Below are 23595 nucleotides of genomic sequence, written 5' to 3' on the forward strand. Positions count from 1 at the left end.
AGAAGAAACACCTGGTTAAAGTGGCTCCTGTACCTGGTTATCCTGCTCGCACTGGGCTTTATTATACTTGAACAGATTTCAATTTAGCTTACCTGAATAATGAAAAAGAACCTGATTTATATTGCTGTGTTAGGCACCTTTACCTTGGCCTCCTGCTCCTCGGAGAAGGCACCTCAGATAGAGGCTAACACAACCACTGAAACTACTGCAGAAGCACCGGCTGCCGATCATGCCACCCATATGGCTGCTATCGCTACACTAGCAGCTCCGGCAGACCTGATGACTGAAGAGGGGCTTCCGAAGGACCTGGTGTGTATGGTGAACAATGCCTACATGGGCGGTAAAAAGCAGTTCCCGGTAGAGTTTGAAGACAAAATGTACTATGGATGCTGCGAAATGTGCGTTAAAACCATCCAAAACGACCGCCAGGTACGTTACGCCGCTGATCCGGTAACAGGTGAGGAAGTAGACAAATCGAAAGCCTTTATTGCCCTGAAGCCGGGTAGCGCCAACGGCGATGTATTATACTTTTCTTCTAAAGAAAACTACAAGAAGTATAAGCAATAACAAAGGGTAATATAGCGCAGAGCAAGTGTAAAGCCTTACCCTTTTATGCTTTCCTGCTATAAAACCAGTTGAAATAAAATTAAATTTAAAACCTGTAACTATTGAAACCAATGATGAACAGAACCCTTTTAGCTGCTACCCTTGCAGCGTTTGTACTTTCTTCCTGCGGAGAGAACAAGCAGGAAACGACTACTGCCGGAACTGAAAGCATAGAGCACCACGAAGGTATGGCTCACGGCGATGCCATGCCGGCTGAGGGCAAAGTGGTGATAGAAGCTCCGGATTTCACCTCGGTTGCCGGTCCGGTAAAGGAGCAGATCAAATCAGTAATAGACAGCTACCTGAAACTGAAAGACAATTTGGTGGCTTCTGACGCACAGAAAGCCCAGGAAGACGCCAAAGCTGTACTGGCAGCTGCCGATAAAGTAGATGTATCTGCACTGCAGGGCGAGCAGAAGGCGTTTGCGGAAGAAAAACTGGACGAGGTAAAGCAAAGTGCTTCTAAAATGGCAGCAGCTACAGACCTGGCTGCACAGCGCGGACAACTGGAGTTGCTCTCCGAGGCAACTTTTGCGTTGACGAAAGCCTTCGGTGCTTCTGATCAGACGTTGTACTACCAGCACTGCCCAATGGCCATGGACAACCAGGGTGCTTACTGGCTGAGCTCCAACCAGGAGATCCGCAACCCTTACTTCGGTGAACAGATGCTCAAATGCGGTAGTACAGAGGAAACCATTAATTAAGCTTTATGTGGAAGCAGTGTTACATACTGCTTCCACAATTACACCACACTGATCAAACAGCCCAATAGGCATAATCTCTAGCTTTAAGAAGCATGAGAAAATGCTTGTAAGGCGTTGAAAATAGGGGCGATAGGTGTCTGCTGTTACATTAAATATATAATACTATCAAATTTTACTATATTTACCTATTGCGTACTGGCTAAGCCTCTACTCGAAAGAGTACTAACTTCATGAAAAGAACCAAGCGTAACAAGACAGTTAACTTCGCTGGGCTGCTTTTACTGGCAGTCTTCGTAAACCTGTACCTTGTTCAACTGGTTTGTAACCTGCCGCACCTGGTGCAGCGCCTGCAGTCTATCACTCAGAGCCACCACCATTCAGGACACGGTAATCATCACAGAACAGAGAGTAAGACCTCTGCTGCCGGGCATGACCATCATGAGCACTCGCACCATGGTGATCAACAGCCTGCTTCTGCGCCAGAGGATGCCAGTTGCTGTTCAGAGTTAGCTTATGCTCCTTTATTGGAGAGTTCCTCTTCCGTGAAGCTGCCTTCACTTGTAAAAGTACAGTTTACCATCATGGGTAGCCTGTATCAGGCTGTACTACGGTCTTTTTACCGAAACCTGATTAGGGCGGTGTCGCATGCACCGCCAGATGCCCCTCCGAAAATACCGGATATTAGAATCTTCCTGCACTCTCTCATAATTTGATGCTCAAACTGCTCTTGAACGCATCAAAACAGGAAGAACTACGCTTTTCCTGTTTTGATGCGACGGGCTTCTATGCCTACTGCTAAAGTCGCCTTTTGTGGCCTCTTTAAGTATGTAACGGATTTGTTGTGTTTGTCCATCATGTAGGGTGATACTTAGCCGGTAAAGCAGCTTGTTGCCTACATTATTTTTTTAAAATGAGTGAAGAGAATCAGCACCAGCGGGTGCTTCGCATCAAAAACATGGTGTGTCCGCGCTGCATTATGGTTGTGCGGGAGGAACTGGAAAAGTTGCGCCTGCATGTACTGGAGGTAGAGTTAGGTACGGCTGTTATAGCTGAAAGTAATGAAATAGACGAAACAGCTATAAATGCAGCCATAACAAGCAAAGGTTTTGAGCTGCTACACGATAAGCTAGAAGAGCTTGTAGAAAGTACCAAAGTAGCTGTCATAAACTTAATCTACAGCGACGAAATCTCATCCCTTACCACTAATTTGTCTACATATCTGGCAGAGAAGTTGGGTAAAGACTATTCTACAATCAGTACCGCTTTCAAAGCATGTGAAGGAGTGGCCTTAAACAGGTACATTGTGTTACAGAAAGTAGAACGCGTCAAGGAATTGCTTACTTACGATGAACTCCCTCTCAGTGCGATTGCAACCAAACTAGGATACAAGAGCCTGCAACACTTGTCAAGGCAGTTCAAGGAAGTCACAGGCACAACCCTTAACAAATACAAAAACCAAGGTGGTGCTGACCGCCACCCCATTGACAATCTATATTAAACCGGTAGTACTCCACTGATGCATAATTCTGCACCAGAATTCTATAAAACTACTTTAGTTGCGCATTAGATAATCTACATGTGTTTAAAAGTTTGTTGCACACAATGTAGGCAGCAGGTTTTAAGAATAGGTATAGTTGTTAGGTGTCGTGGAAATGTACCAGTTCATTACTGTATAACCCTTAACTAATACTTTATAATGAAAAACACCTATTTATTAGTTCTATTGATGTTGCTTTTCTGTGTAATCACTGTCAGAATCTCCTATGCACATGGAGGCGAAAAACACGAAAAGAAAAAAAGCGAAGCCACTGTTGTAAAGGCAGAAACTGCTGATACAGCTCAGTCACCTCAATCAGCACAAGATACTGCAGAGGCTCCACTACATGCACCAGCTGCAACCGAGCACACTGAGGCGCATGAGCATACTCCCAGCGAAGTTCATGCCTCACTCAGTGACTTTCCGAACACGCACCCGCTGATTGTGCATTTCCCTATTATGCTGCTTATTGTGGCCGCAGCAGTACTGCTTGTCAACATCCGTTTCCTGAGTAAAGAGCTAAATTGGGTTGCCACCATTGCTACCTTGATAGGGTTTGGCACTGCTTATCTGGCTGCTAACTATAACCATCCCCATACAAGTGGGCTGACAGCACATGCCCAACTGGTGCTGGATCAGCACGATCTGTACGCTGAGTGGACCGTGTACTTAGGTGCTGTCGGCGTAGTGGTGCAGCTTCTGAGCCACTTCCTTTTTAAGGGTAAGCGATGGAGTGTGGCTGTGGCTGCACTAGTTTTAACTGGATCGGCGTATGCCGTATCCATGGCAGGGCACTATGGAGCGCAGCTCGTGCACATTGAGGGCGTAGGCCCACAAGGCAGGTACCTGGAAGAGCATCATCATTAGTGTGCTGGCTTGAAAAGTGCGTAGCTTAATCTGCAACATAAGCAAGAGGCTTCTTAAGTAATGCTTTAAAAGCTTTAAGACGCCTCTTGCTTTTTGACACGTATTGACAGTAGCAGGTAGGACTTAAGGTGAATGTTTGCAGTACCATGTACTCTGCTTCTATAAAGACGCATAAACGATTTGCTCTTTTACCAAGGTGTGCTAAGGAAATTAAGGGTCCTACTCAAAACAGTCACCTAAGTTATTTACTTAATAAATTAGCGCAAGAAGCATACTTGATCCTTATACTATTAGGCACAGTTTCATTAGCATGCACAGATTGTAATAACAGGGGATTTTCAGGTGCATACCGATAAGGAGAATGAAGCAGGTTTCCGCTTTAGGTTCAACCGTTTCTTTTCGTTAAGTACCAGCTATGACAGCAGTTACAAAGAGGTGCTGGTTTAACTTGTCATTATTAGTAAAAAATTGTAAATGTTTAATAAGAACATTATAAATTTTATATACTGCTATTATTAATTTAGTATCTAGCTTTTTATAATTTCAGTTAACTCAATAAGTCTTTGTAGTTGTTTCCATGTATCAAGAAAAAATCGCCTCAGAAGAGACCCTCTTACAGCTTGTCAACCGCTATAAAACAGACGCAGAATCTGTCTATAACACGTGGTTTATCAACAACGATGACAGATTAAAAGCTTTCAGGACCATACGCCGGGGCGTCCACCAGGTAATTGCCGACATCAAGGCTGGCACCTTCGGGAACGATTTCAAAGGCTCTTCGCTTGAGTTTGTCTTGAGCTGCATTGCCGAGCAAAAACAGGTCTTTGTAGGGATTGCCCATCCTTTTTATTGGAAACCAAAGCTGAGAATACCTGATATTTATGAAAATGAGGCTAACAAAAGGGCTTTTGGCCAATTCTTGCAAGCTTGTCTAACTGCAACAAAAGAAGAACAGCTTTTACGCGAAATAATCTTACTTGACCAGAAGAAGATTAAAGGGCTCGGGCCTGCTGTAGCAAGCATCCTTTATTTCCTGCATCCTACTCTCATACCTCCTTTTAACACTGCCATTGTCAATGGTTTCAATAAACTGTTTGGAGAGAATATCAAGCTTGGTTCCTGGAAAGAGTATCTCCGCATGCGAGAGCTTATCCTGCAAGTCAATAATAAGTTCCGACCTCACCTGTCTACTGATCTGGGAGCTATCGGGGGATTGTTATTTGATATTGGGGATATGAAAATACTTGCCACTGGGCAGCAGGCTATAGCAACAGAAGATATACTAAAGATAGAGCGGCAGCTCGCCAAAAGGCATAAGGAAGTGATGGATGAACAGCTGGAGGACAATCTTCACACCGAGATGCAGTATCATCTACTGAAAGTTGGGAGAGCCCTTGGCTATGATGTGTCATGCGCAAGCAATGACAAGAGCAAAAAGTTTCAGGATGATGCCTTTTCGTTCCTTTGCATGGGTACTATACCTGATTTGGGTATAGATAAAGAGACACAGACTACAATCGGGCTGATTGACGTGCTTTGGTTTGAAAAGCACACAAATAAAGTTGCGGCTGCCTTTGAGGTGGAAAAAAGCACGTCGATTTACTCGGGTATACTGAGGCTAACAGATTTGCACTATAGCCTCGGACACCACGTTACATCCCTTTACCTGATTGTGCCTGATAATCGGGAGAAAGAAGTTCGTTTACAACTCAGCAGGCCTTCCATTAGGAGCAGCTCTGCCTCATTCCACTACATCCTCTTCTCTGAGTTAAGGACACATTGCGATGCTATTTGTAAGTTTGGAGTAGACAAAGGGAGCCTGGTAAAGATTGCCTCCTCACTTGATTTTTAACTTGGTGAACTGACACTGCACTGCAGTTACTACAAACACATTAGTGGCAGCATGTATGACAACAACTTTTTATTCTTCTAAACCTTAATATTTTAATGATGAGAAAAAATACTTTTACCCTACTTCTGGCATTTGTAATGCTGCTCTTTATTAAACAATCATTTGCCCAGGCTACAGGCAATCCTGAATCTGAACAGGTAAAAAAAGTGCTAAGCTCTTACAAAGCAGCTATTGAGGCCTTGGACGTCTCTAACACTACCCATCTCTTCGCAAAGGACTCTAAAGTATTTGAATCAGGCGGCGTAGAGGGGACCTATTCGCACTACCTGGACCACCACTTAGGACCTGAACTTAAAGTGTTCAAGTCTTTTAACTACAGTGACTACAAGGTAGATGTGCAAGTAGATGGGCTTTACGCTTTTGCAACGGAGACTTACATCTATACTATAGTGTTGGCAAAAGACGGTAGTACCATTAAAAAGAAAGGGGTGGCTACCTCTACGTTAAAAAATAACAATGGAAAATGGGAGATTGTAAGCTTACACAGCTCCTCCAGAAACACAAAATAAATTCTAAAGCATTGTTCTAGTTTCCGGTATTTAGCTTAAGCAATGCAAGAGGCGCTCAAAGAAGCTAAGTGGTTTGTCAGAAGTAAATAAAGAAAACTGAGTTTGCACATTTCCGTTACGAACACGAATAGCTCAGATAAGAAAGCAGTCTTCCATTGCGTAAGTCCCTGTCCCATAGCAGGGACTTACTTTTTTATCCATACCAGGAGCAAGTTTGATGAATCAGCCAGCTGAGTAACCGGTTTGGACAATTGACTTGAAGAAACTGCATCTGTGGAAAGGAGCTGCTTATTGTGATATATGTGGGCCTGCTGCTTTGTCACCCAAAATTAAGAAATTGAGCAACAGAACAGCATCTTGAAAACGGAGTGTTACCAATATGAGTATAAATAGAAATGCAAGCCTTGACTGCGCATTCTCATTCAATAATAGCCACGAATCGTTATGAACCTCGACCCTCACTCTAATCAGAATAATAGGCAGAGACACCACCATCACTCGCACCACGGGACACCTCAACGCCAGGAGGCCATGCAGCAAAAAGACCAGATAACGGAACGGCTGGAGGAGAAGACGCTGCACGGGCACGAGCACGCCATGCACGAAGACACCACCGGTCATCCACCGCACGGGGAGCACGGCCACGACCATCATCGCATGATGATCGCTGATTTTCGTAAAAGATTCTGGATATCGCTGGTGTTGTCTATCCCTGTGATCCTCCTGAGCCACATGGTGCAAAACATTCTGGGATATTCATTGCAGGTGCCGTATAGCCTACACATTTCTTTCATACTTTCTTCCATCATCTTTTTCTACGGTGGCTGGCCTTTCCTGACGGGGCTGGCCGAAGAAGTAAAGAAAAGCTCCCCGGGGATGATGACCCTAATCGGCGTCGCCATCACAGTAGCTTACCTCTACAGTACTGCCATTGTGTTTGGGCTGGAGGGCATGGACTTCTTCTGGGAACTGGCCACGCTGATCGTGATCATGTTGCTAGGGCACTGGATCGAGATGCGCTCGGTGCTCGGCGCCTCTAAGGCATTGGAGTTGCTGGTAAGCATGATGCCTGCCGACGCCATGCTCATCAGGGATGGGGAAACCGTGCAGGTGCGGATCGAGGAGTTGCAGAAAGGCGACCTGATCCTGGTGAAGCCCGGCGAAAAGGTACCAGCCGATGGCGTGGTGGAAGACGGCGAAAGCTACCTCAACGAGAGTATGCTCACCGGCGAGAGCAAGCCGGTAAAAAAGAACAACAACGCCAAAGTGATCGGTGGATCCATTAACGGTAACGGGGCGCTACGGGTGCGGGTGGAATACACCGGCAAGGAAAGCTACCTCAACAAGGTAATCAAGTTGGTGCAGGATGCTCAGAAGACCAAATCCGAAACGCAGCGCTTGGCCGACCGCGCGGCCAAATGGCTCACCTACATTGCCCTCTTCGCCGGCTTTGGTACCCTGGCGGTTTGGCTGCTGCTGGGTCAGGAGTTTGCCTTTGCCCTAGAACGAATGGTAACGGTGATGGTGATCTCCTGTCCGCATGCGCTGGGGCTGGCGGTGCCTTTGGTCGTGGCGATCTCCACGGCTGTCTCGGCCAACAACGGCCTGCTCATCCGCAACCGTACCGCCTTCGAAAATTCCCGTCTCATTACCACCATTATCTTCGATAAGACCGGTACCCTCACCCAGGGCTCCCACGAAATCGCCTCAGTGGTCACCTTTGACAAGGGAATGGACGAACGAGAAATGTTACGCCTGGCAGCCGGCGTAGAGCAGAACTCAGAGCATTTTATTTCCCAAAGTATACTTCGCAGAGTAAAAGAAGAAGGTATCGCAGTGCCTTCCTCACAGTCGTTCAACTACCTGCCCGGAAAAGGGCTGGAAGGTACGGTGGAGGGCAAAGATGTAAAAGTGGTCGGGCCCAACTATATCAAGGAGTTTAACATTGAAGTTCCAACCAGCGAGGCCGAAGAAGGAGTAGAGACGGTGGTGTACGTGCTGGCAGAGGGACAGCCGGTCGGCTATATCACCATGCGCGACCAGATCCGTGAAGAATCGGCCGGGGCCATTCGGGTGCTCAAAGAAAACGGCATTAAAAACCTGCTGCTTACCGGCGACAACGAGCGCGTGGCCAAAAGCGTGAGCGATCAGCTGCAGATGGATGGCTACCTGGCCAACGTACTGCCGCACCAGAAACAGGAAAAGGTGAAGGAGTTGCAGGCTAAAGGCGAATTCGTGGCTATGACGGGCGACGGCGTGAACGACGCCCCTGCCCTGGCGCAGGCCGATGTGGGCATTGCCGTAGGCTCGGGCACCGACGTGGCCGCCGAAACAGCTGACATCATATTGGTGAACAGTAACCCGCAGGACATCGCCTCGCTTATCCTTTTCGGCAAGGCCACTTACCGCAAAATGATCCAGAACCTGATTTGGGCCACTGGCTATAATGTGGTGGCACTGCCGCTGGCGGCGGGCGTGCTCTACAGCCAGGGTATTATGGTGTCACCAGCGGTGGGAGCCGCTCTTATGAGCCTGAGCACTGTGATTGTGGCCGTCAATGCACAGCTGCTACGCCGACAGATAAAGTAGTCTTATTCCATTGCAGAAAGACTACATATGAAAAGGAAGCATCAGAGCAACATGAAGCGCCTTCTTTTGGTATCTGGTGCTGTGCTGGTGATAGGATTTTCACTGAACTTGATTTGGGAGAATGCACAGGCTCCTCTTTACCAAGGGTACAGTGGACTCTTTGGGCATTTTTGGATTTGCTTTGTTGCGTCCTTAGTAGATGCGCTGGTACTCCTGCTCCTGTACACCCTGTTTGCAGTATTTAATCATAGCCCATACTGGCCTCTAAACGCTAAGCTGTGGCAATATATTCTGTTAAGCTTTACAGGCGGTGTGATTGCCGTGGGTTTTGAAAAGTGGGCACTGGCAGTAGAGCAATGGTTCTATACTGATGAGATGCCCATGGTACCTCTTCTTCACGTTGGGTGGCTTCCTCTTCTACAGCTAATGATACTTCCCAGCCTGACCTATTACATAAGTGCAATTACAATAAAATTACGTCTTATAAACAAATAATAATTTAGGGGTTGATTATTTTATAGTTAAAGAGTTGAAAATTATATATTTAGTATCCATCCACCTCTCAACGTCTTTACTTTTTCGCCGTAACAATAATATATTTAACCATATAATTCGAGTATGAAAAAGTCTAAAAATTGCACCTTGCTACTTGAGTCTAAATTCAAAATATCCTTATTCTTTTTTGCGGTACTGTTCTTCCTCACCTCTTGTAACCAAAGTAGTACCAATGCTGGTGATGAGGCAGAGACTTCGAGCGCAACTACTGCCACAGAGACAACGGACAACCATTCCCAGCACAACATGAATACCGGTGAGATGAGCGGTATGATGGAACACATGCACCAAAACATGGAAGAGATGCACGGCATGAAAGCGACAATGACAGGAGATCCTGACTATGACTTTGCTCAGATAATGTCCATGCACCACCAAGGAGCCATCCGCATGGCAGAAGACGAAATAGCCAATGGCACCAACGCCAAAATGAAAGAGATGGCTCAAAAGACTGTGAAAACTAATAAAGAAGATATCCAGAAGCTTCAGGACTTTGCGAAAAGGCATCAACCCGCCAAAGGAGATACTGCCACCACCATGCGTATGATGCAGCCAATGAACAAAATGATGGATGATGTGCACAGGAACATGGGCGACATGAGCGGAGCTAATACAGATCACAGCTTTGCCCAAATGATGATACATCACCACGAAATTGGTAACGAAATGGCAAGAGCATTCCTAAAGCAAGGTAAAACCCCAGAAATGAAACAAATGGCTCAGAAGACCATTGATCAGCAGACCAAAGAAATATCGGAACTGGAGGCCTGGAAGAAGCAAAACCCGAAGTAGTTCATAAATTTCTGAGGTTCTGCTCTCATAAGCAAGTAAACCACTATGCCATTACATTTAAGGAATGGCATAGTGGTTTAGAAAAAGAGCCCCTTGTAAGATGCTGTTTTGTTCCCGCTGCTACAAGAGCCGTTGAACAACTGTATCTGTTAATAAATAAAAGTCAGACCGGCGCCATACTTCATGTCGCTGTCGTAATGCGTAGATAGAGACACGTACTTGGTAACGATGTACCGCAGGCCGGCCATGTATTCTTTGTCGGTGTTGCCCATCAAATTAAGACGCAAGCGGCTGGTAAGCGGAACATCTTCGCGCCGCAACTGGAAGCGCAGCTTTCCCTTGCTGTCTACCCTCATTTCCGATACGATGAGCATGGGCAAGGTATACTGCACACCGGCTACAAAGGCTTTTCGGTTATTCTGGTTACTTAACTGCCCAAACATATTATTCTCAGGCTCATTGAAAGTACTTTTGTAGTGATAATCAAATCCGATAAAAGGAAACAGCCACTGCATTTTACCAAAGTAACGACCAAAATAAGTTTCACTTTCAATGCCATACTCCTTCTTAAACCCGATTCGCCACTCTGTAGAAACCTGGTAACGGGAGCTACCAAGTATAAACTCTCCGTCGCTGCCGTTGCTTTCCAGCCCTACCATCGCTGAAGGCAGAAAAACCTTGTCTTCGCGGTTAAACATCTTTTGGGCTAGTTTAGGATCCGGAAGATCAGGATTTGGTGGAGAATTTTGATAGGTGAACACGCGTCCCATACCGGCAATCATGTGGTAGAGAATATGGCAATGAAAGAACCAGTCGCCGCTCTCGGAGGCGGCAAACTCAATCGTGTCTGTCTCCATGGGTAGTATGTCCAGCACATTTTTGAGGGGCGCATATTCGCCATGCTTGTTCAGCACCCGGAAGTCGTGCCCGTGCAGGTGCATGGGGTGGCGCATCATAGAGTTGTTGAACATGATGATCTTCACGTTTTCTCCTTTTTTGATCAGGATCCTGTCAGACTCTGACACGGTCTTATTGTCCATCGTCCACACGTAGCGGTTCATGTTGCCGGTGAGCTCAAAACGCAGCACTTTTTCCGGTCCGGGTTTGAGGGTTGTTTTCTCAGGTGCCCGCAGCATGCCATAGTTCAGGGTTACCATCTCACCGCTGCTGACACTCCTGTCCATGTTGTGCGTGTCGTGCCCCTGTATGTTATTCCCTTCATGTGAGGCGGTATCAGCTTTCTGCTTCATTTCCATATGTTTTTCGGCAGCTGGCTTCGGAGTCTCCCCTCCGTGCATGCTGTGGTCCTGGCCTGAAGATTCCGGGTACATCACGCTGTTCATGTCCATCTGCTGATTGCTCATTTCCATGCCCATCGGCTCCACATCGCCGCTCAGCTTCATCATGCCGTTCATCATCCTCATGCCCTCGAAATATTTGAGCTTGCCCAGGCGCTGTGCTTTCATTTTCATGCCCCTGCCCAGCCACAACGATGTGGTATTGGTGCGGTCTTCGGCAGTTGCCAGGAACTCGTATTGCATGTTCTCCGGTATGGTCACCAGCAGGTCGTAGGTCTCAGCAGACGCAATGATCAGGCGATCCACTTCCACCGGCTCCACATCGTTACCATCGTTGCCCACCACGGTAATCTTACTGCCGGAATAGGTTAACCAGAAGTAGGTAGAAGCACCGCCATTCACTATCCGAAGTTTGACTACATCCCCGGCCGTAAAATGCGTCTGTTCCGCAATATCCTGCCCATTGATCAGAAACTTCTCATACGCCACGTCGCTTACATCCATGGCCGTCATGCGCTTCCATTCGTTCTTCAGTTTGGTGCCAAAGTAGCCTTTCCGGATGGCCTCCGCATAGCCCTGCGTAGCCCCCTTCTGTATCGAAAACCAGTCGTTGGCGCTGCGCAATGACCTGTATACTTCACGAGGGTTCATATCCGTCCAGTCGCTGAGCACAATAGGTATAGCCGGCATATCCGGCTCATTTACTTTGTTAAAGATCAGGGCTCCATACATGCCGCTTTGCTCCTGAAAGGCGCTGTGGCTATGGTACCAGTAAGTGCCATTCTGGATGATCGGGAATTTGTACAGGTAAGTGGAGTGCGGCTTGATCGGTTTTTGTGTAAGCCACGGCACGCCGTCAAACCGGTTGGGCAGAAACACCCCGTGCCAGTGTATGGAGGTTTCCACGTCCATCTCATTATGCACATAGATCTCGGCTGTATCGCCCTGAGTAAAGGTTAAGGCAGGTGCCGGAATGCTGCCGTTAATGGCCACGGCTCTTCTGGTTTTTCCGGTAAAGTTTACCAGCGTATCCCGCACATAGAGGTCATAGCGAATGGTGCGCGGTTTATAGGTTGGCCCCGGACTCTCCTGTTTATGCCCCGCTTTATGAATGGGCTTGCCTTTTTCTTCCGGGTTCTGTACAGGTGTGGTAGTTTTTTGCTGTGTTGGCTGCGCATGTTGATGAGCAGGTTGCGCTTTTTTCAGAGTCGGCTACGCTTGTTTCTGCTGCACAGGTTTTTTAGAAGGTGTCGCAGGTTTGGCTTTGGTGGCTTTTTTTGGCGGAGCCTGCTGTTTTTTTGTCGGGGCTTTTTGTTTTTGCTTTACCAGCGTCATGCCGCACTTGGGGCATTTACCAGGTTTAGTGCTTTGCACTTCGGGGTGCATGGGGCAGGTATAAATCTCGGTCTGTTGCTGCTGGGTAGGCTTGTGGTGTTCGTGCTGTGCATAAGTGTACTGCCCTGTGCCGAGCAATAACACGAGTATCAAAAGTTTATACATTTTAAGCTGGTACAAAATGAAAGTGTTTTATAGTTTGCATGTTACTCGCAATACCTAATAAGTCTAAGCTGCGACTACAGTTCTAATTCTGTTTTACACCATACAGGTTAATAGGTTGGATTAACTTCACTGTTATACTTTAATAAATGACGGTGTTCTGACCATCAGATTTCGCTAAACTCCTTCCTACAAAAATGCCATGGCAACTACTTAGTAATTATTAACGCAGTCAGACATGGTCTCTTTTGTTGACTGCGGGTGACACTGTGACTCCACCTCAGGTTCTTTTTCCAGGTTCATCCAAGTACCTTTGGCGAATTTATAGGCCAGTACCCCTGCACGGGTTACAATGTCAATACCAATGGCAATCCAGACACCTGTAAGACCCCAGCCCAAGGTTATTCCCAAGTAATAAACCAGAACAGTGCGAATGGCCCACATACCGGCCGCCGTCAGGTACATGGGGAACTTCGTGTTATTGGCAGCCTGGTATGCGCCCGTAAGCGTTAATAGGGCGGCCAAAAAAGGCTGAAACGCTCCGGAAACCTTCAGGGCGTTTCCTATTTTAGAGATCACCTCCGGGTCTTGGGAGAACAGACTGCCAGCCCACTCCCCCAAGAAGAAGAGCAGTAAGCCCAGCACACCCATTATGCCCACAGCCATCCAGGCCCCTATTTTTGTAAAGGAAACCGCCTCCTCTATTCTTCCTGCCCCTATCTGCTGTCCGGCCAGTATTGTAACCGCTGTGGCAAAGCCATAGCCTGCCATATAGGAGATCACCTCCACGTTTCCGGCAATCTGATGAGCGGCAAAGACGTTGGTGCCCAGTGAAACAATAAAACCGAAATAAACAATCTGCCCGGCCCGCATGATGAGTACTTCACCGGCGGCAGGGCTGCCTAATGTAGCAAGCTCCTTCTGGTGGCCCCAGTCCACAGACCAGAAGTCTTTCCGGAAGGCCAGCACCTCTGAACGCTGGATGTAGTAGACGAGCAGTAGGGTTCCAAGCACACGGGAGGCAACTGTGGCCAGCGCAGCACCCGTTACGCCCATTTCAGGAAAGATCCAGAAACCGAAAATAAGAGCATACCCCAGGAGCGCATGGAAGATGTTGATAATAATGCTGACTTTCATGGGTGCACGTGTGTTACCCGAACCCCGTAGATTGGCACTGAGCGCAAACATGAGCGACATAAACACGGAAGGAATGCCCACAACCCGAAAATAGTTCTCCCCTATGTCCAGTACCTGCTCTTCCAGCCCCATGAGTGTGAGCAGGGGGCGTGCAAAAAACAGCGTTACGATTCCTGTCAGAATGCCGAAAAGGATGGAGAGTATAATTGCCTGCTGCGCGATATGACGGGCTCTTTCTACCTGTTTCGCTCCCAAGGCGTTTGCCACCCTAACGTTTGCTGCCACACCTATCGCCATAAAGACGGCAAAGTAGATAGCCAGTATGGCGTTGGTGGCCCCAATAGCAGAAACCTCAGCCAAGCCAATTTTTGACACGAAATAAACATCCACAAAGCCAATAAATGTCTGAAAGAAGTTCTCTACTACTGCCGGAAAAGCAAGGAGCAGGACAATCTTCATTTTATCACGAAGAGTGGCAGTAACCGGTATTTGTACTAGCTCTTTGTCAGCTTCCATGGGTGGTATTGTGGTTTCTAAGGATGTGTCCTGCTGCTTTTAGTGATGGTGCCCATGGTGTCCCTGCCCCGGAAGCTCAGATACGTGCACGACATAATCCATGGTATATAGCAGCCCGTTTAGCAGGAACTGAATCCATACCCGGTATAATCCCGTGGCAGTAAAAGCGGAGTGCAGCACCAGCACGTCCTCGTGCACCATGGGGTGGACATGCAGGTATTCTTTTGTATTCACATTGATCATAACCACGTGGGCCTTAGCACCCAGAAAATCACCTAGTGAAGAGGCAGGTATTACAGCCTCCCCCTGTTTCATGGTAACGCGTATGGCACTGAGGTCCTGCACATCCAGTTGCACGCTCACACTGTCAACGGTTTTACTGAGCACATCCTGCTGATAGCGCTGCACGTCCCGTTTATCACCCGCAACATCAACTGTTTTTAGGACAACAACCGGTGCACCGTTCAGTGGCTTTATATCACAGTAAAGCAGGAACTTTCCACCGAAGGGAAATGTGAAATTCACGACGTACTCTTTGCCTGTCTTCTCCGGGTGCTCGTGGGCAAAGAAAGAAAGGTCATCTGAAATTATAATAAGGTGGATATCTTTGGTGTGTACCTCTTCCAGCGCAAGGGGATTCCCGTCTGCTTGGGTATCGATGGGTGTTAGCCCAACTCTAGTTACCTCTTGCGCCTTTACGGGATGAGGTTCATACGCAAATAAAACATCAATTGTATTTCCCATAGTACATTTTCTGCCTAGTATATGAGACAACAGAGCGCAGAAGTGATTTTGAAAAACTGCGCCTGCTGCACTCCAATCCCTTTTAGGTTAAATGAAAACAGAGCTGCGCAGCACGCAACCCTGTTTCCGTTATAAGACAAACAGCCAAAAAAACATTTACAAGTTCTTTCCTTTATGGGTTGGCACCCCATGTTCGTTCAAGAAGGCTGCCAACTCTATTATTTCCTGCGACTGCTCTTCTATGATGATTTCAGCTTCTTCCAGGGCCATTTCATCATCCCCCCACTTCAACTCAGTGTTGGACATGGCAAGCGCACCTTCGTGATGACAGATCATCAGCTGGGCAAAATCCACATCCGGATCAGGCGTATCCTTTACAGATCGCATGCAACGCATCATGGCCATCATATCCTCCCGCATCTCCATCATAAACATTTTACATTCTTCCTTTGAAAGTGGCTCAGGTGTAGGGTGAGACGCTAGAAACGCTTGTAGCCTTTCCTTGCTTGCCTGATTGCCCTCTTTCGTTTTCACGGCCAGTTCCAGCGCTTCCGGCTCATGGCCATACTTCAGTTCAATGTCCGCCATTTTTATGCCCATCTCGTGGTGCATGATCATCATGTTCGCAAAGTCAATGTCCGGGTCGCAGGTCATTTCCATCTGGTTCATCATCTTCATCATCGAGTTGATCACCTGCTGCATCTCCTTGTCAAAGGCTTTGTCATCTTCCCAATAAGCACCTTTTGCCGCTTGTTCTCCACTGGCACTTAACGGAGTAACAACATCCTGGTCTTTTTCGCAGCTGCTGAGCACAAACACAGCCATGACCATCAGAGCAAAACTCTTGAAACTGTTAAATTTTGTTTTCATAAATAATAGATTAAGTGCAAAAAATGTGATTAAAAAGATTCTGGCCCTGCACAGGAAATCAGGCTATAGCCAAACAAAAACACCCTGACCACTCTCAAAACTGTAGAGCAATCAGGGTGAGTTTATTAGAAGATTATACTCTTTAACATATAAAGATTATGATGCCTGTTGACAAGCCTGTTCACAGCGGCGGCAAGCTTCGGCGCACATGCGGCAGTGTTCCATTTGCGAGTGTTTCTCACATTCTGCACCGCACTCGCGGCACACTCTGGCACAAAGGTCTAGTACTTCTCTTGCCATGGTTGAGTCGCGGGATACATAATCCAAAGCCATTTTACAGATAGCAGCGCACTCCAGGTCAAGCCGTATGCAGCGCTCCATCATTTTCACATCGTCTTCCTGCAGACAGGAAACGGCACAATAATTACAGGCTGCGGCACATTCTGCAAGTGTAGCTATTAAGTCTCTGTTCATAGTTATCTGGGTTTTATAATACATTTGCTTGGTTATACCCATCCAAAGTCCCTTCTGTTTTATATATTCATAAGCCATTTTTATATAATATTAGTGGTAGCATTTAATCAAGTGTTCTTCAAAGCAGGTAAAATCTGCCCTGGCAGTGACTCCTAGCTTACATTTGCCAGAGGTTACCACCTCTTCGCCATTTAACTCCCTACCTGTTATTGCGTTTAGAAGATCACACTAACGACTCGATGTACCTTATGAATTTTCTGTATCTCTTCTTGGGAGCTTTTACTTATACCTCAATCGCACTAGATATTATCAAGACCACCTTTTCTTCAAGTGGAGGAGGTCGGATTACGGAATTAGTGTCCAGGGCAGTGTGGAAGATATTCTTCTTTATTTCAGGTAAAAAGGGAAAAGCAAAGCTACTTGAGTATGCGGGGCCATCTATACTTACCTCCACACTTCTGACATGGGTTCTTGGGCTCTGGGCTGGGCTGTTCCTGCTGCTTCTCTCTGATCCAGACTCTGTTGTAAACAGCACAACATTATCCAGTGCCACCCCTCTTGGAAACTATATTATGCGGGTTTTACGCTTTCCACTTTGGGGGTAGGAGATTATGTGGCATCAAATAATGTATGGCGGGTTATTACGAGTATCACAGCTTTCTCTGGCTTAGCTTTCATAACTGCCTCCCTCACTTATTTTGTACAGGTGTTATCTGCCGTAGGTTTGCAGAGTAAACTTAGTCTTTACATCAACAGCATGGGTAGATCGCCACAGCAGATTCTGGCGAACAGTTGGGACGAAAAAGGCTTCTCCTCTTTTTTCGATAACGTGTCAGACATATGCCAGATGCTCATGCAGCTGAGCTCCTCTCTTACGATGAGCTGCCTCTTACTGCTATTGCAACCAAGCTCGGCTATAAAAGCCTGCAGCACCTTTCCAGGCAGTTTAAAGAAGTTACTGGCACCACCCTCAATCAATACAAGCGGCAGGGTGGCTCAGACCGTCATACTATCGATAACCTGTATTGATACCAAGGTTTCTCCACAGATATATAATGCTGCTCCATAAATTTATAAAACTGCCTTCGTCTCGCTCGAGTACTCTAAGTGTGTTCACAGGCAACGCACCTGCTTAGTACTTTTGTGTGCAATCAGAGGCTGCTAATTTTAATGTTATTGAGAGTAGTTAGGTATTGTGGAGCTTTAATGTAAATCATAATACACCCACTTAACTAACGCTTTATAAGAATGAAAAACACCTGTTTTTTACTACTCCTAATGTTGTTTTTATCTGTAATTAATACCCAAACACTTTACGCACACGGAGGCGAGAAACACGGGAAGGGTGCCCCAACGCAAGAGAAGCTGCAGATGGCAGACACCGCTGCCCTAGTGCAACCCGCAGTAGCTCCCGAAGCGCATGCCGCGCACCAGCAAGAACCGGAGAGTGCCCACGCCAGACCGGATGACTTCCCGAACAGGCACCCCCTGCTTGTGCATTTCCCCATCGTGCTGCTGTTGGTGGCCGCCGCCGTGCAGCTCTGCAACATCCTTTTTCTGCGCAGAGAGCTGGACTGGATCACCACCATAGCCACCCTAATAAGCTTTGGCATGGCCTACTATGTTACTAAAATCGCGCATCCGCACACCAGCGGACTCACAGAACATGCCAAGCTTGTACTCGCCCAGCACGACTACTACGCCGACTGGACCATTTACCTGGCGGGAATAGGCCTGGCGGCACAGTTGATGAGTCAGTTCCTGTTTAAGGGCAAGCGCTGGAGTGTGCTGGTCGTAGCCTTTGTTCTTACAGGTGCTGCTTACAGCGTGGCCATGGCAGGACATTATGGGGCGCAGCTCGTACATATAGAGGGAGTCGGTCCCCAAGGCAAGTACCTGGACACAGGGCACCACCATTAATTTAAAGGCGCAGACCCATAGCTGCGCCTTTGCTTTTTAGCTGTGCACGTAAATGCTAGCTATATGAAACTTAAAGCTGACAAGGATGAACAAGTACCACTATGAAACCATAGTCGAGGCGCTCCATGACTTAAAGAAGCGGGGCTATGTGGAGGACTTTAACTTACGCCCGTATTGTCTGGAGTGCCCCCGTTTACAACTGGAGTTAGGGGCGGGGGAGTTTGACATCAATGAGGTACATCGGTTTGAAGGAGCTAGCAGCCCTGACGATAACTCGGTTTTGTACGCAATCTCCTCCGATCAGGGCGTAAAAGGTGTACTGGTAGATGCTTATGGAACGTATGCCGATTCTGTTACGCCTGAAATGGCCCGTAAATTAAAAGTTGATTATCCATCTTAGAAGCTGTTATCATGAATCATGACCATAAACACCATCAGGGAAAAAGTCAGCGCCAGCAGGCAAAGGATCAGAAAAACCAGGTAACAGAGCGGCTGGAGGAAAAGACACTGCACGCCCACCACAAGGCCATGCCGCATGGAGAAGGCACGCCCCCACCGCACGAAGAGCACATAGGCCACGCGGAACACGGGGAGCATGAGGGCCACCACGACCACCACCGCATGATGATCGAGGACTTTAAGAAGCGCTTCTGGGTATCGCTTGCGCTATCAGTTCCGGTTATCATCATCAGCCCAATGATACAGGATATTCTGGGCTACTCCTTGAATATCCCTTACAACATGATGATTTCCTTTGTGCTTTCCAGCATCATCTACTTTTATGGGGGTTGGCCATTTTTAACAGGCCTTGCTGAGGAGGTTAAGAAGAAGACTCCGGGCATGATGACGCTGATTGGCGTGGCCATTACCGTGGCCTATGTATACAGCACGGCAGTAGCCTTCGGGTTAAGAGGCATGGACTTTTTCTGGGAACTTGCCACCCTGATCGTGGTGATGCTGCTGGGCCACTGGATTGAGATGCGTTCTGTACTTGGTGCCTCCAAAGCCCTTGAGTTGCTGGTGAGCATGATGCCGGCTGAGGCTGCGCTTATTAAAGATGGGCAAACCATTAAAGTAAAAGTGGAAGAGCTAAAAGCTGATGATCTTATCCTGATAAAACCCGGTGAGAAAGTACCTGCCGATGGCGAGGTGGTGCAAGGAGATAGTTACCTGAACGAAAGCATGCTGACTGGTGAGAGCAAGCCGGTACAGAAAAAGCCAGGCGATAAAGTGATTGGTGGCTCCATAAACGGAAATGGCTCGCTGCAGGTCCGTGTGCAAAGCACCGGAAAGGACAGTTACCTGAACAAGGTGATTACGCTGGTGCAGGATGCCCAAAAGACAAAATCGGAGACGCAGCGCCTTGCCGACAAGGCTGCCAAATGGCTAACCTCCATTGCCCTTACTGCCGGTACTTTAACCTTAGTAGCCTGGCTAATTGCCGGTGCTGAGTTTGGCTTTGCCCTGGAGCGTATGGTTACCGTTATGGTTATTTCTTGTCCGCATGCACTGGGTTTGGCTATACCCTTAGTGGTAGCAATCTCTACGGCAGTATCAGCTAATAATGGTCTCCTAATCCGTAACCGTACAGCCTTTGAGAACTCACGCAACATCACCACCATCATCTTCGACAAAACAGGTACGCTTACCCAAGGCTCGCATGAAGTGGCAAGGGTAGTTTCATTTAGTTCCGCTTATCCCGAGAAGGAATTGCTGAGGTTGGCAGCGGGGGTTGAGCAGAACTCAGAGCACTACATTTCGCAGGGTGTGTTGCGCAAAGTTGAGGCAGAAGGCATTGCCATACCCGCCTCCTCAGACTTCCATTACCTGCCCGGCAAGGGCCTAGAGGGAACCGTTGAAGGAAAGGATGTGAAGGTAGTCGGGCCAAACTACATTAAAGAGTATAACATACAAGTACCTGAAAACGATGCCGAAGAAGGCGTTGAAACAGTAGTTTATATTATGATAGACCAGCAGGTGGCAGGCTTTATAACTTTAAAAGACCGGATACGCCCAGAGTCAGAAGAAGCGATTAGAATACTGAAAGAGAACGGCATCAAGAACCTTTTGCTTACCGGTGACAATGAGCGTGTAGCTAAAAGTGTAAGCGACAAACTGGGGATGGATGGCTATTTGGCCAATGTACTTCCGCATGAAAAGCAAGAGAAAGTAAAGGAGCTGCAGGCTAAGGGAGAATTTGTGGCCATGACCGGTGACGGCGTGAACGATGCCCCTGCCCTTGCCCAAGCCGAAGTCGGGATTGCCGTAGGTTCCGGTACCGACGTAGCGGCCGAAACCGCAGACATCATACTGGTAAACAGTAACCCACAGGACATCAGCTCGCTTATCCTGTTTGGTAAAGCCACTTACCGCAAAATGATCCAAAACCTGATATGGGCCACAGCTTACAACGTGATTGCATTGCCACTTGCTGCAGGTGTGCTATACAAGCAGGGCATCATGGTTTCGCCAGCGGTTGGGGCAGCCTTAATGAGTTTGAGTACTGTGATTGTGGCTATTAATGCACAGTTGCTTCGCAAACAGATTAAGTAGTAGTATGGAAGCATAAGGTAGTCTGAACTATAAGACGGTAACCCATTAGGGCTGGCATCGTAGTTTTTTGTACAACTATAGATAAAACTTAAACCTGAAAGCTATGAATCAAACGCACCAACACGACAACAGTCAGAACAAGGATCTATTAAGCATATTGGCACAGTGTGCCGACGAATGCGATACATGCTTTGATGCATGCCTTGACAATGAGCGTACCGATGCGCTTACCAAAGCTATCCGTTTATGTCGAGACTGCGCAAAGATATGTAGGGTAACTGCCAGCTTTGTGGCTTCTAACTCCGAGGTGGCTAAACAGGTAGTAAGCCTTTGCGCCGACATCTGTAAAAAGTGCGCGGAAGTGTGCAGCCAAGACACAGACATTGAAAAGGAAACAATGCATTGTGCTAAAATATGCAGAGACTGCGAAGAAGCCTGCAGAAGTTACAAATAAATTAAGAGGCACAGTAGTTCCTGCTCCGAAGATTAATAAAATCAGACAAGCCTCTACAGCTTATTTAATGCTGTAGAGGCTTGTTTAGCACAGCCTTATTAAGTATCAAATGACCAACGTAAGTACATCCCACCCAAGCAACATACCCTACCTTGAGCTGGTTAAGGAGGGCCGCAAAATCTCATTCCGAAGAGACTGCTTCGGGGAAATAATAGTCCGGCGGAAGGTGAACGACGGCGATTGGGAAACGCTGATCGAGCGAACCAGATCGCCTTTCGTAGATACGGATCCCTTTCCGCCCGGCACGACACTCACCTATTCTGTTGAGTTGGAACTTGACAATGAGAAAAAGCAGTATGAGTTGGACGCAAGGCTCTGATCTTAGGCTAAGGCAGCAAGCCGCAGCCACGTTGTCTCTATCTACTTACTTGTTAACTAAAATAAGAAATGGGCAAACAGCACATTGATATACAAGCGCTTTGGAGCACTACCACAACATCTGAGCAATTTTCACCGGTGCCAGGCTATCTGGACGTGGACGTGGCCATCGTGGGCGCGGGCATAACCGGTCTCACCACCGCCTATTTACTGGCCAAGTCAGGAAAGCGGGTAGCGGTGCTGGAGGCCATGGAGGTGGGCAAAGGCACCACCGGATCCTCGACGGGTAACCTCTACACCCCCGTAGACGAGCGCCTGTATAAGGTAGCCTCTAAGCACGACGAGTCAGTGCTTCAGGCCGTGGTGAGCTCCCGAACCGAGGCAGTTAACTTCATAGAGCAGCGCGTGCAGGAGTTCAGCATCGACTGCGAGTTTAAAAGAGTGCCTTGGTATTTGTTCACCACCGATAGCAAACAGGCACAGCAGATAAGGCAGGAACTGGAGGCAGTACAGAAATCCGGCATAGCAGCTACGGGCGAAGTGCCGGCAGACTTTCCGTATAATGCAGAGGCAGTTATCAATATCGCCAACCAGGCACAGTTCAACCCACTCAAGTATGTGCAGGGATTGGCTGCGGGCATAGCCAGCGATAACTGCCGCATATACGAAAATACCAAAGTGCTGCAGGTAGAGGACGGAGAGCCGTGTATGGTGCACACGGAACGGGGACAAGTAAGGACAGCGAAGGTAGTGATGGCTACGCACTCACCGAAAGGCGTTTACGCTGTGCATTCCGCCATGGAGGCTTACCGGGAGTACGCCATTGCCGTTCGGCTGAAAGGAGACTTACCCGCATCGGGCACCTACTGGCACTTACAGCAGCAGCACCACTACTCCGTGCGCCCGTACAGCAACGGCAGCGGAGACTTCCTGTTGGTACTGGGCGAGCCGCACATGGTGGGGCATCAGGAGCATAATGAGGAAAATCTCCGGAAAGTGGAGGAGTATGCGCGGAAGCATTTTGACGTGGAAAGCGTTGCCTACAGGTGGGCGGCACAGAACTACAGGCCTGCCGACCTACTCCCCTACATCGGCTCCAGCCCCATGCAAAACAACGTCTACATCGCTACTGGCTTTGCTGCCGACGGTTTGGTTTGGGGTACCGTCGCAGCTCAAATTATACAGGATGCCATACTTGGAAAAGACAACCCCTGGGCCAAGACCTTTGACCCAAAGCGTTTCACCCCTGTTGCCTCTGCCTCCAAAGTTATCGATGAGAACGTGCATGTAGTCAAGCACCTGGTCGAGGATTATCTCTTACCAGATGACACAGTGGAACTGAGAGAAATTAAGAGCGGTGAGGCTAAGACCTTAGAGCTGAACGATAAGAAGGTAGCTGCGTACCGGGATGAGCAGGGGGAGCTGCATGTGGTGTCGTCGGTGTGTACGCATATGGGCTGTGTAGTGCACTGGAACAGCGCCGAGAAAAGCTGGGACTGCCCCTGCCATGGCAGCCGTTTCTCCGTGGACGGTGAGGTGATCGAGGGGCCTGCCTACCGAAACCTAGCGAATGTGGATTTAAAGGGGGATCAATCAAAATAATCCTTCAGGAGCTTTCGACTTTCGCTACATCCAGAGCAGAAACAGTTCCATTTTACTTTTTGCTGCCGTTCAACACGAAGC

General features: G+C 47.8%; 22 protein-coding genes and 1 pseudogene. 16 read left to right on the top strand and 7 right to left on the bottom strand.

All coding sequences use genetic code 11. The features are described from left to right. Window positions 1–99: 99 nt before the first annotated feature. From CA264_RS21515 to CA264_RS21555, 9 genes are all read left to right on the top strand, one after another. On the top strand, window positions 100–567 hold the full coding sequence (locus CA264_RS21515) for a hypothetical protein (RefSeq protein WP_025603872.1): 468 nt from the start codon (window positions 100–102) through the stop codon (window positions 565–567). Window positions 568–677: 110 nt separating this feature from the next. Beyond that, a complete protein-coding gene (locus tag CA264_RS21520) occupies window positions 678–1310 on the top strand; it encodes a DUF3347 domain-containing protein (protein ID WP_025603873.1) in 633 nt (210 codons plus the stop codon). A gap of 910 nt (window positions 1311–2220) precedes the next feature. Continuing rightward, window positions 2221–2808: a helix-turn-helix domain-containing protein gene (locus CA264_RS21525; protein WP_025603874.1), complete on the top strand. Its 588-nt coding sequence runs from the start codon at window positions 2221–2223 to the stop codon at window positions 2806–2808. 198 nt (window positions 2809–3006) lie between these two features. Further along, complete coding sequence (locus CA264_RS21530; RefSeq protein ID WP_025603875.1) at window positions 3007–3714, top strand: DUF2231 domain-containing protein; 708 nt, start codon at window positions 3007–3009, stop codon at window positions 3712–3714. Window positions 3715–4291: 577 nt separating this feature from the next. Continuing rightward, window positions 4292–5566 carry a hypothetical protein gene (locus CA264_RS21535; RefSeq protein ID WP_025603876.1) on the top strand — a complete coding sequence of 425 codons (1275 nt, stop codon included), beginning with the start codon at window positions 4292–4294 and terminating at the stop codon, window positions 5564–5566. 95 nt (window positions 5567–5661) lie between these two features. Then, a complete protein-coding gene (locus tag CA264_RS21540) occupies window positions 5662–6135 on the top strand; it encodes a DUF4440 domain-containing protein (protein WP_243409353.1) in 474 nt (157 codons plus the stop codon). A gap of 444 nt (window positions 6136–6579) precedes the next feature. Beyond that, window positions 6580–8724, top strand: a complete 2145-nt coding sequence (locus tag CA264_RS21545; RefSeq protein WP_418313998.1) for a copper-translocating P-type ATPase — start codon at window positions 6580–6582, stop codon at window positions 8722–8724. A gap of 27 nt (window positions 8725–8751) precedes the next feature. Beyond that, window positions 8752–9219, top strand: coding sequence for a hypothetical protein (locus tag CA264_RS21550; protein WP_025603880.1), 468 nt, complete (start codon window positions 8752–8754; stop codon window positions 9217–9219). 123 nt (window positions 9220–9342) lie between these two features. Beyond that, window positions 9343–10071, top strand: coding sequence for a DUF305 domain-containing protein (locus tag CA264_RS21555; protein WP_025603881.1), 729 nt, complete (start codon window positions 9343–9345; stop codon window positions 10069–10071). A 149-nt stretch (window positions 10072–10220) separates the two neighbouring features. Here CA264_RS21555 and CA264_RS21560 read toward each other — a convergent pair whose 3' ends face one another. The 7 genes and pseudogenes from CA264_RS21560 to CA264_RS22545 all read right to left on the bottom strand — a co-directional run bounded on the left by CA264_RS21560 (window position 10221) and on the right by CA264_RS22545 (window position 16685). After that, a complete protein-coding gene (locus CA264_RS21560) occupies window positions 10221–12407 on the bottom strand; it encodes a multicopper oxidase domain-containing protein (protein ID WP_025603882.1) in 2187 nt (728 codons plus the stop codon). A gap of 174 nt (window positions 12408–12581) precedes the next feature. Continuing rightward, window positions 12582–12704 (bottom strand): hypothetical protein, encoded by a 123-nt coding sequence (locus CA264_RS22535; RefSeq protein WP_418314001.1) that lies wholly within the window; start codon window positions 12702–12704, stop codon window positions 12582–12584. A gap of 21 nt (window positions 12705–12725) precedes the next feature. Further along, window positions 12726–12869: pseudogene (locus CA264_RS22540) on the bottom strand (hypothetical protein); the annotation flags it as partial. 210 nt (window positions 12870–13079) lie between these two features. Beyond that, window positions 13080–14519: an MATE family efflux transporter gene (locus CA264_RS21565; protein ID WP_025603884.1), complete on the bottom strand. Its 1440-nt coding sequence runs from the start codon at window positions 14517–14519 to the stop codon at window positions 13080–13082. 39 nt (window positions 14520–14558) lie between these two features. Then, a complete protein-coding gene (locus CA264_RS21570) occupies window positions 14559–15263 on the bottom strand; it encodes a hypothetical protein (RefSeq protein ID WP_025603885.1) in 705 nt (234 codons plus the stop codon). 156 nt (window positions 15264–15419) lie between these two features. After that, window positions 15420–16133 (bottom strand): DUF305 domain-containing protein, encoded by a 714-nt coding sequence (locus tag CA264_RS21575; protein WP_025603886.1) that lies wholly within the window; start codon window positions 16131–16133, stop codon window positions 15420–15422. A 156-nt stretch (window positions 16134–16289) separates the two neighbouring features. Next, on the bottom strand, window positions 16290–16685 hold the full coding sequence (locus CA264_RS22545) for a four-helix bundle copper-binding protein (protein WP_472483256.1): 396 nt from the start codon (window positions 16683–16685) through the stop codon (window positions 16290–16292). A 170-nt stretch (window positions 16686–16855) separates the two neighbouring features. Between CA264_RS22545 and CA264_RS22300 the strand changes: the two genes are divergently transcribed. The 7 genes from CA264_RS22300 (at window position 16856) to CA264_RS21620 (ending at window position 23514) form a co-directional block, all read left to right on the top strand. After that, entirely contained in the window at window positions 16856–17212 is a 357-nt protein-coding gene (locus CA264_RS22300; RefSeq protein ID WP_211233372.1) for a hypothetical protein, read from the top strand. A 235-nt stretch (window positions 17213–17447) separates the two neighbouring features. Continuing rightward, window positions 17448–17636: a helix-turn-helix domain-containing protein gene (locus CA264_RS21590; protein ID WP_025603889.1), complete on the top strand. Its 189-nt coding sequence runs from the start codon at window positions 17448–17450 to the stop codon at window positions 17634–17636. 342 nt (window positions 17637–17978) lie between these two features. Next, window positions 17979–18527, top strand: coding sequence for a DUF2231 domain-containing protein (locus CA264_RS21595; RefSeq protein ID WP_237151219.1), 549 nt, complete (start codon window positions 17979–17981; stop codon window positions 18525–18527). 85 nt (window positions 18528–18612) lie between these two features. After that, window positions 18613–18927 (top strand): hypothetical protein, encoded by a 315-nt coding sequence (locus tag CA264_RS21600; protein ID WP_025603891.1) that lies wholly within the window; start codon window positions 18613–18615, stop codon window positions 18925–18927. 11 nt (window positions 18928–18938) lie between these two features. After that, window positions 18939–21080 (top strand): copper-translocating P-type ATPase, encoded by a 2142-nt coding sequence (locus tag CA264_RS21605; protein WP_036774777.1) that lies wholly within the window; start codon window positions 18939–18941, stop codon window positions 21078–21080. Between the two features lie 103 nt (window positions 21081–21183). Continuing rightward, window positions 21184–21534: a four-helix bundle copper-binding protein gene (locus tag CA264_RS21610; protein ID WP_071784556.1), complete on the top strand. Its 351-nt coding sequence runs from the start codon at window positions 21184–21186 to the stop codon at window positions 21532–21534. Window positions 21535–21981: 447 nt separating this feature from the next. Continuing rightward, window positions 21982–23514, top strand: a complete 1533-nt coding sequence (locus CA264_RS21620; RefSeq protein ID WP_025603894.1) for an FAD-dependent oxidoreductase — start codon at window positions 21982–21984, stop codon at window positions 23512–23514. Window positions 23515–23595: the final 81 nt, after the last annotated feature.

This window comes from Pontibacter actiniarum, from assembly GCF_003585765.1.
Taxonomy (GTDB): Bacteria; Bacteroidota; Bacteroidia; order Cytophagales; family Hymenobacteraceae; genus Pontibacter; species Pontibacter actiniarum.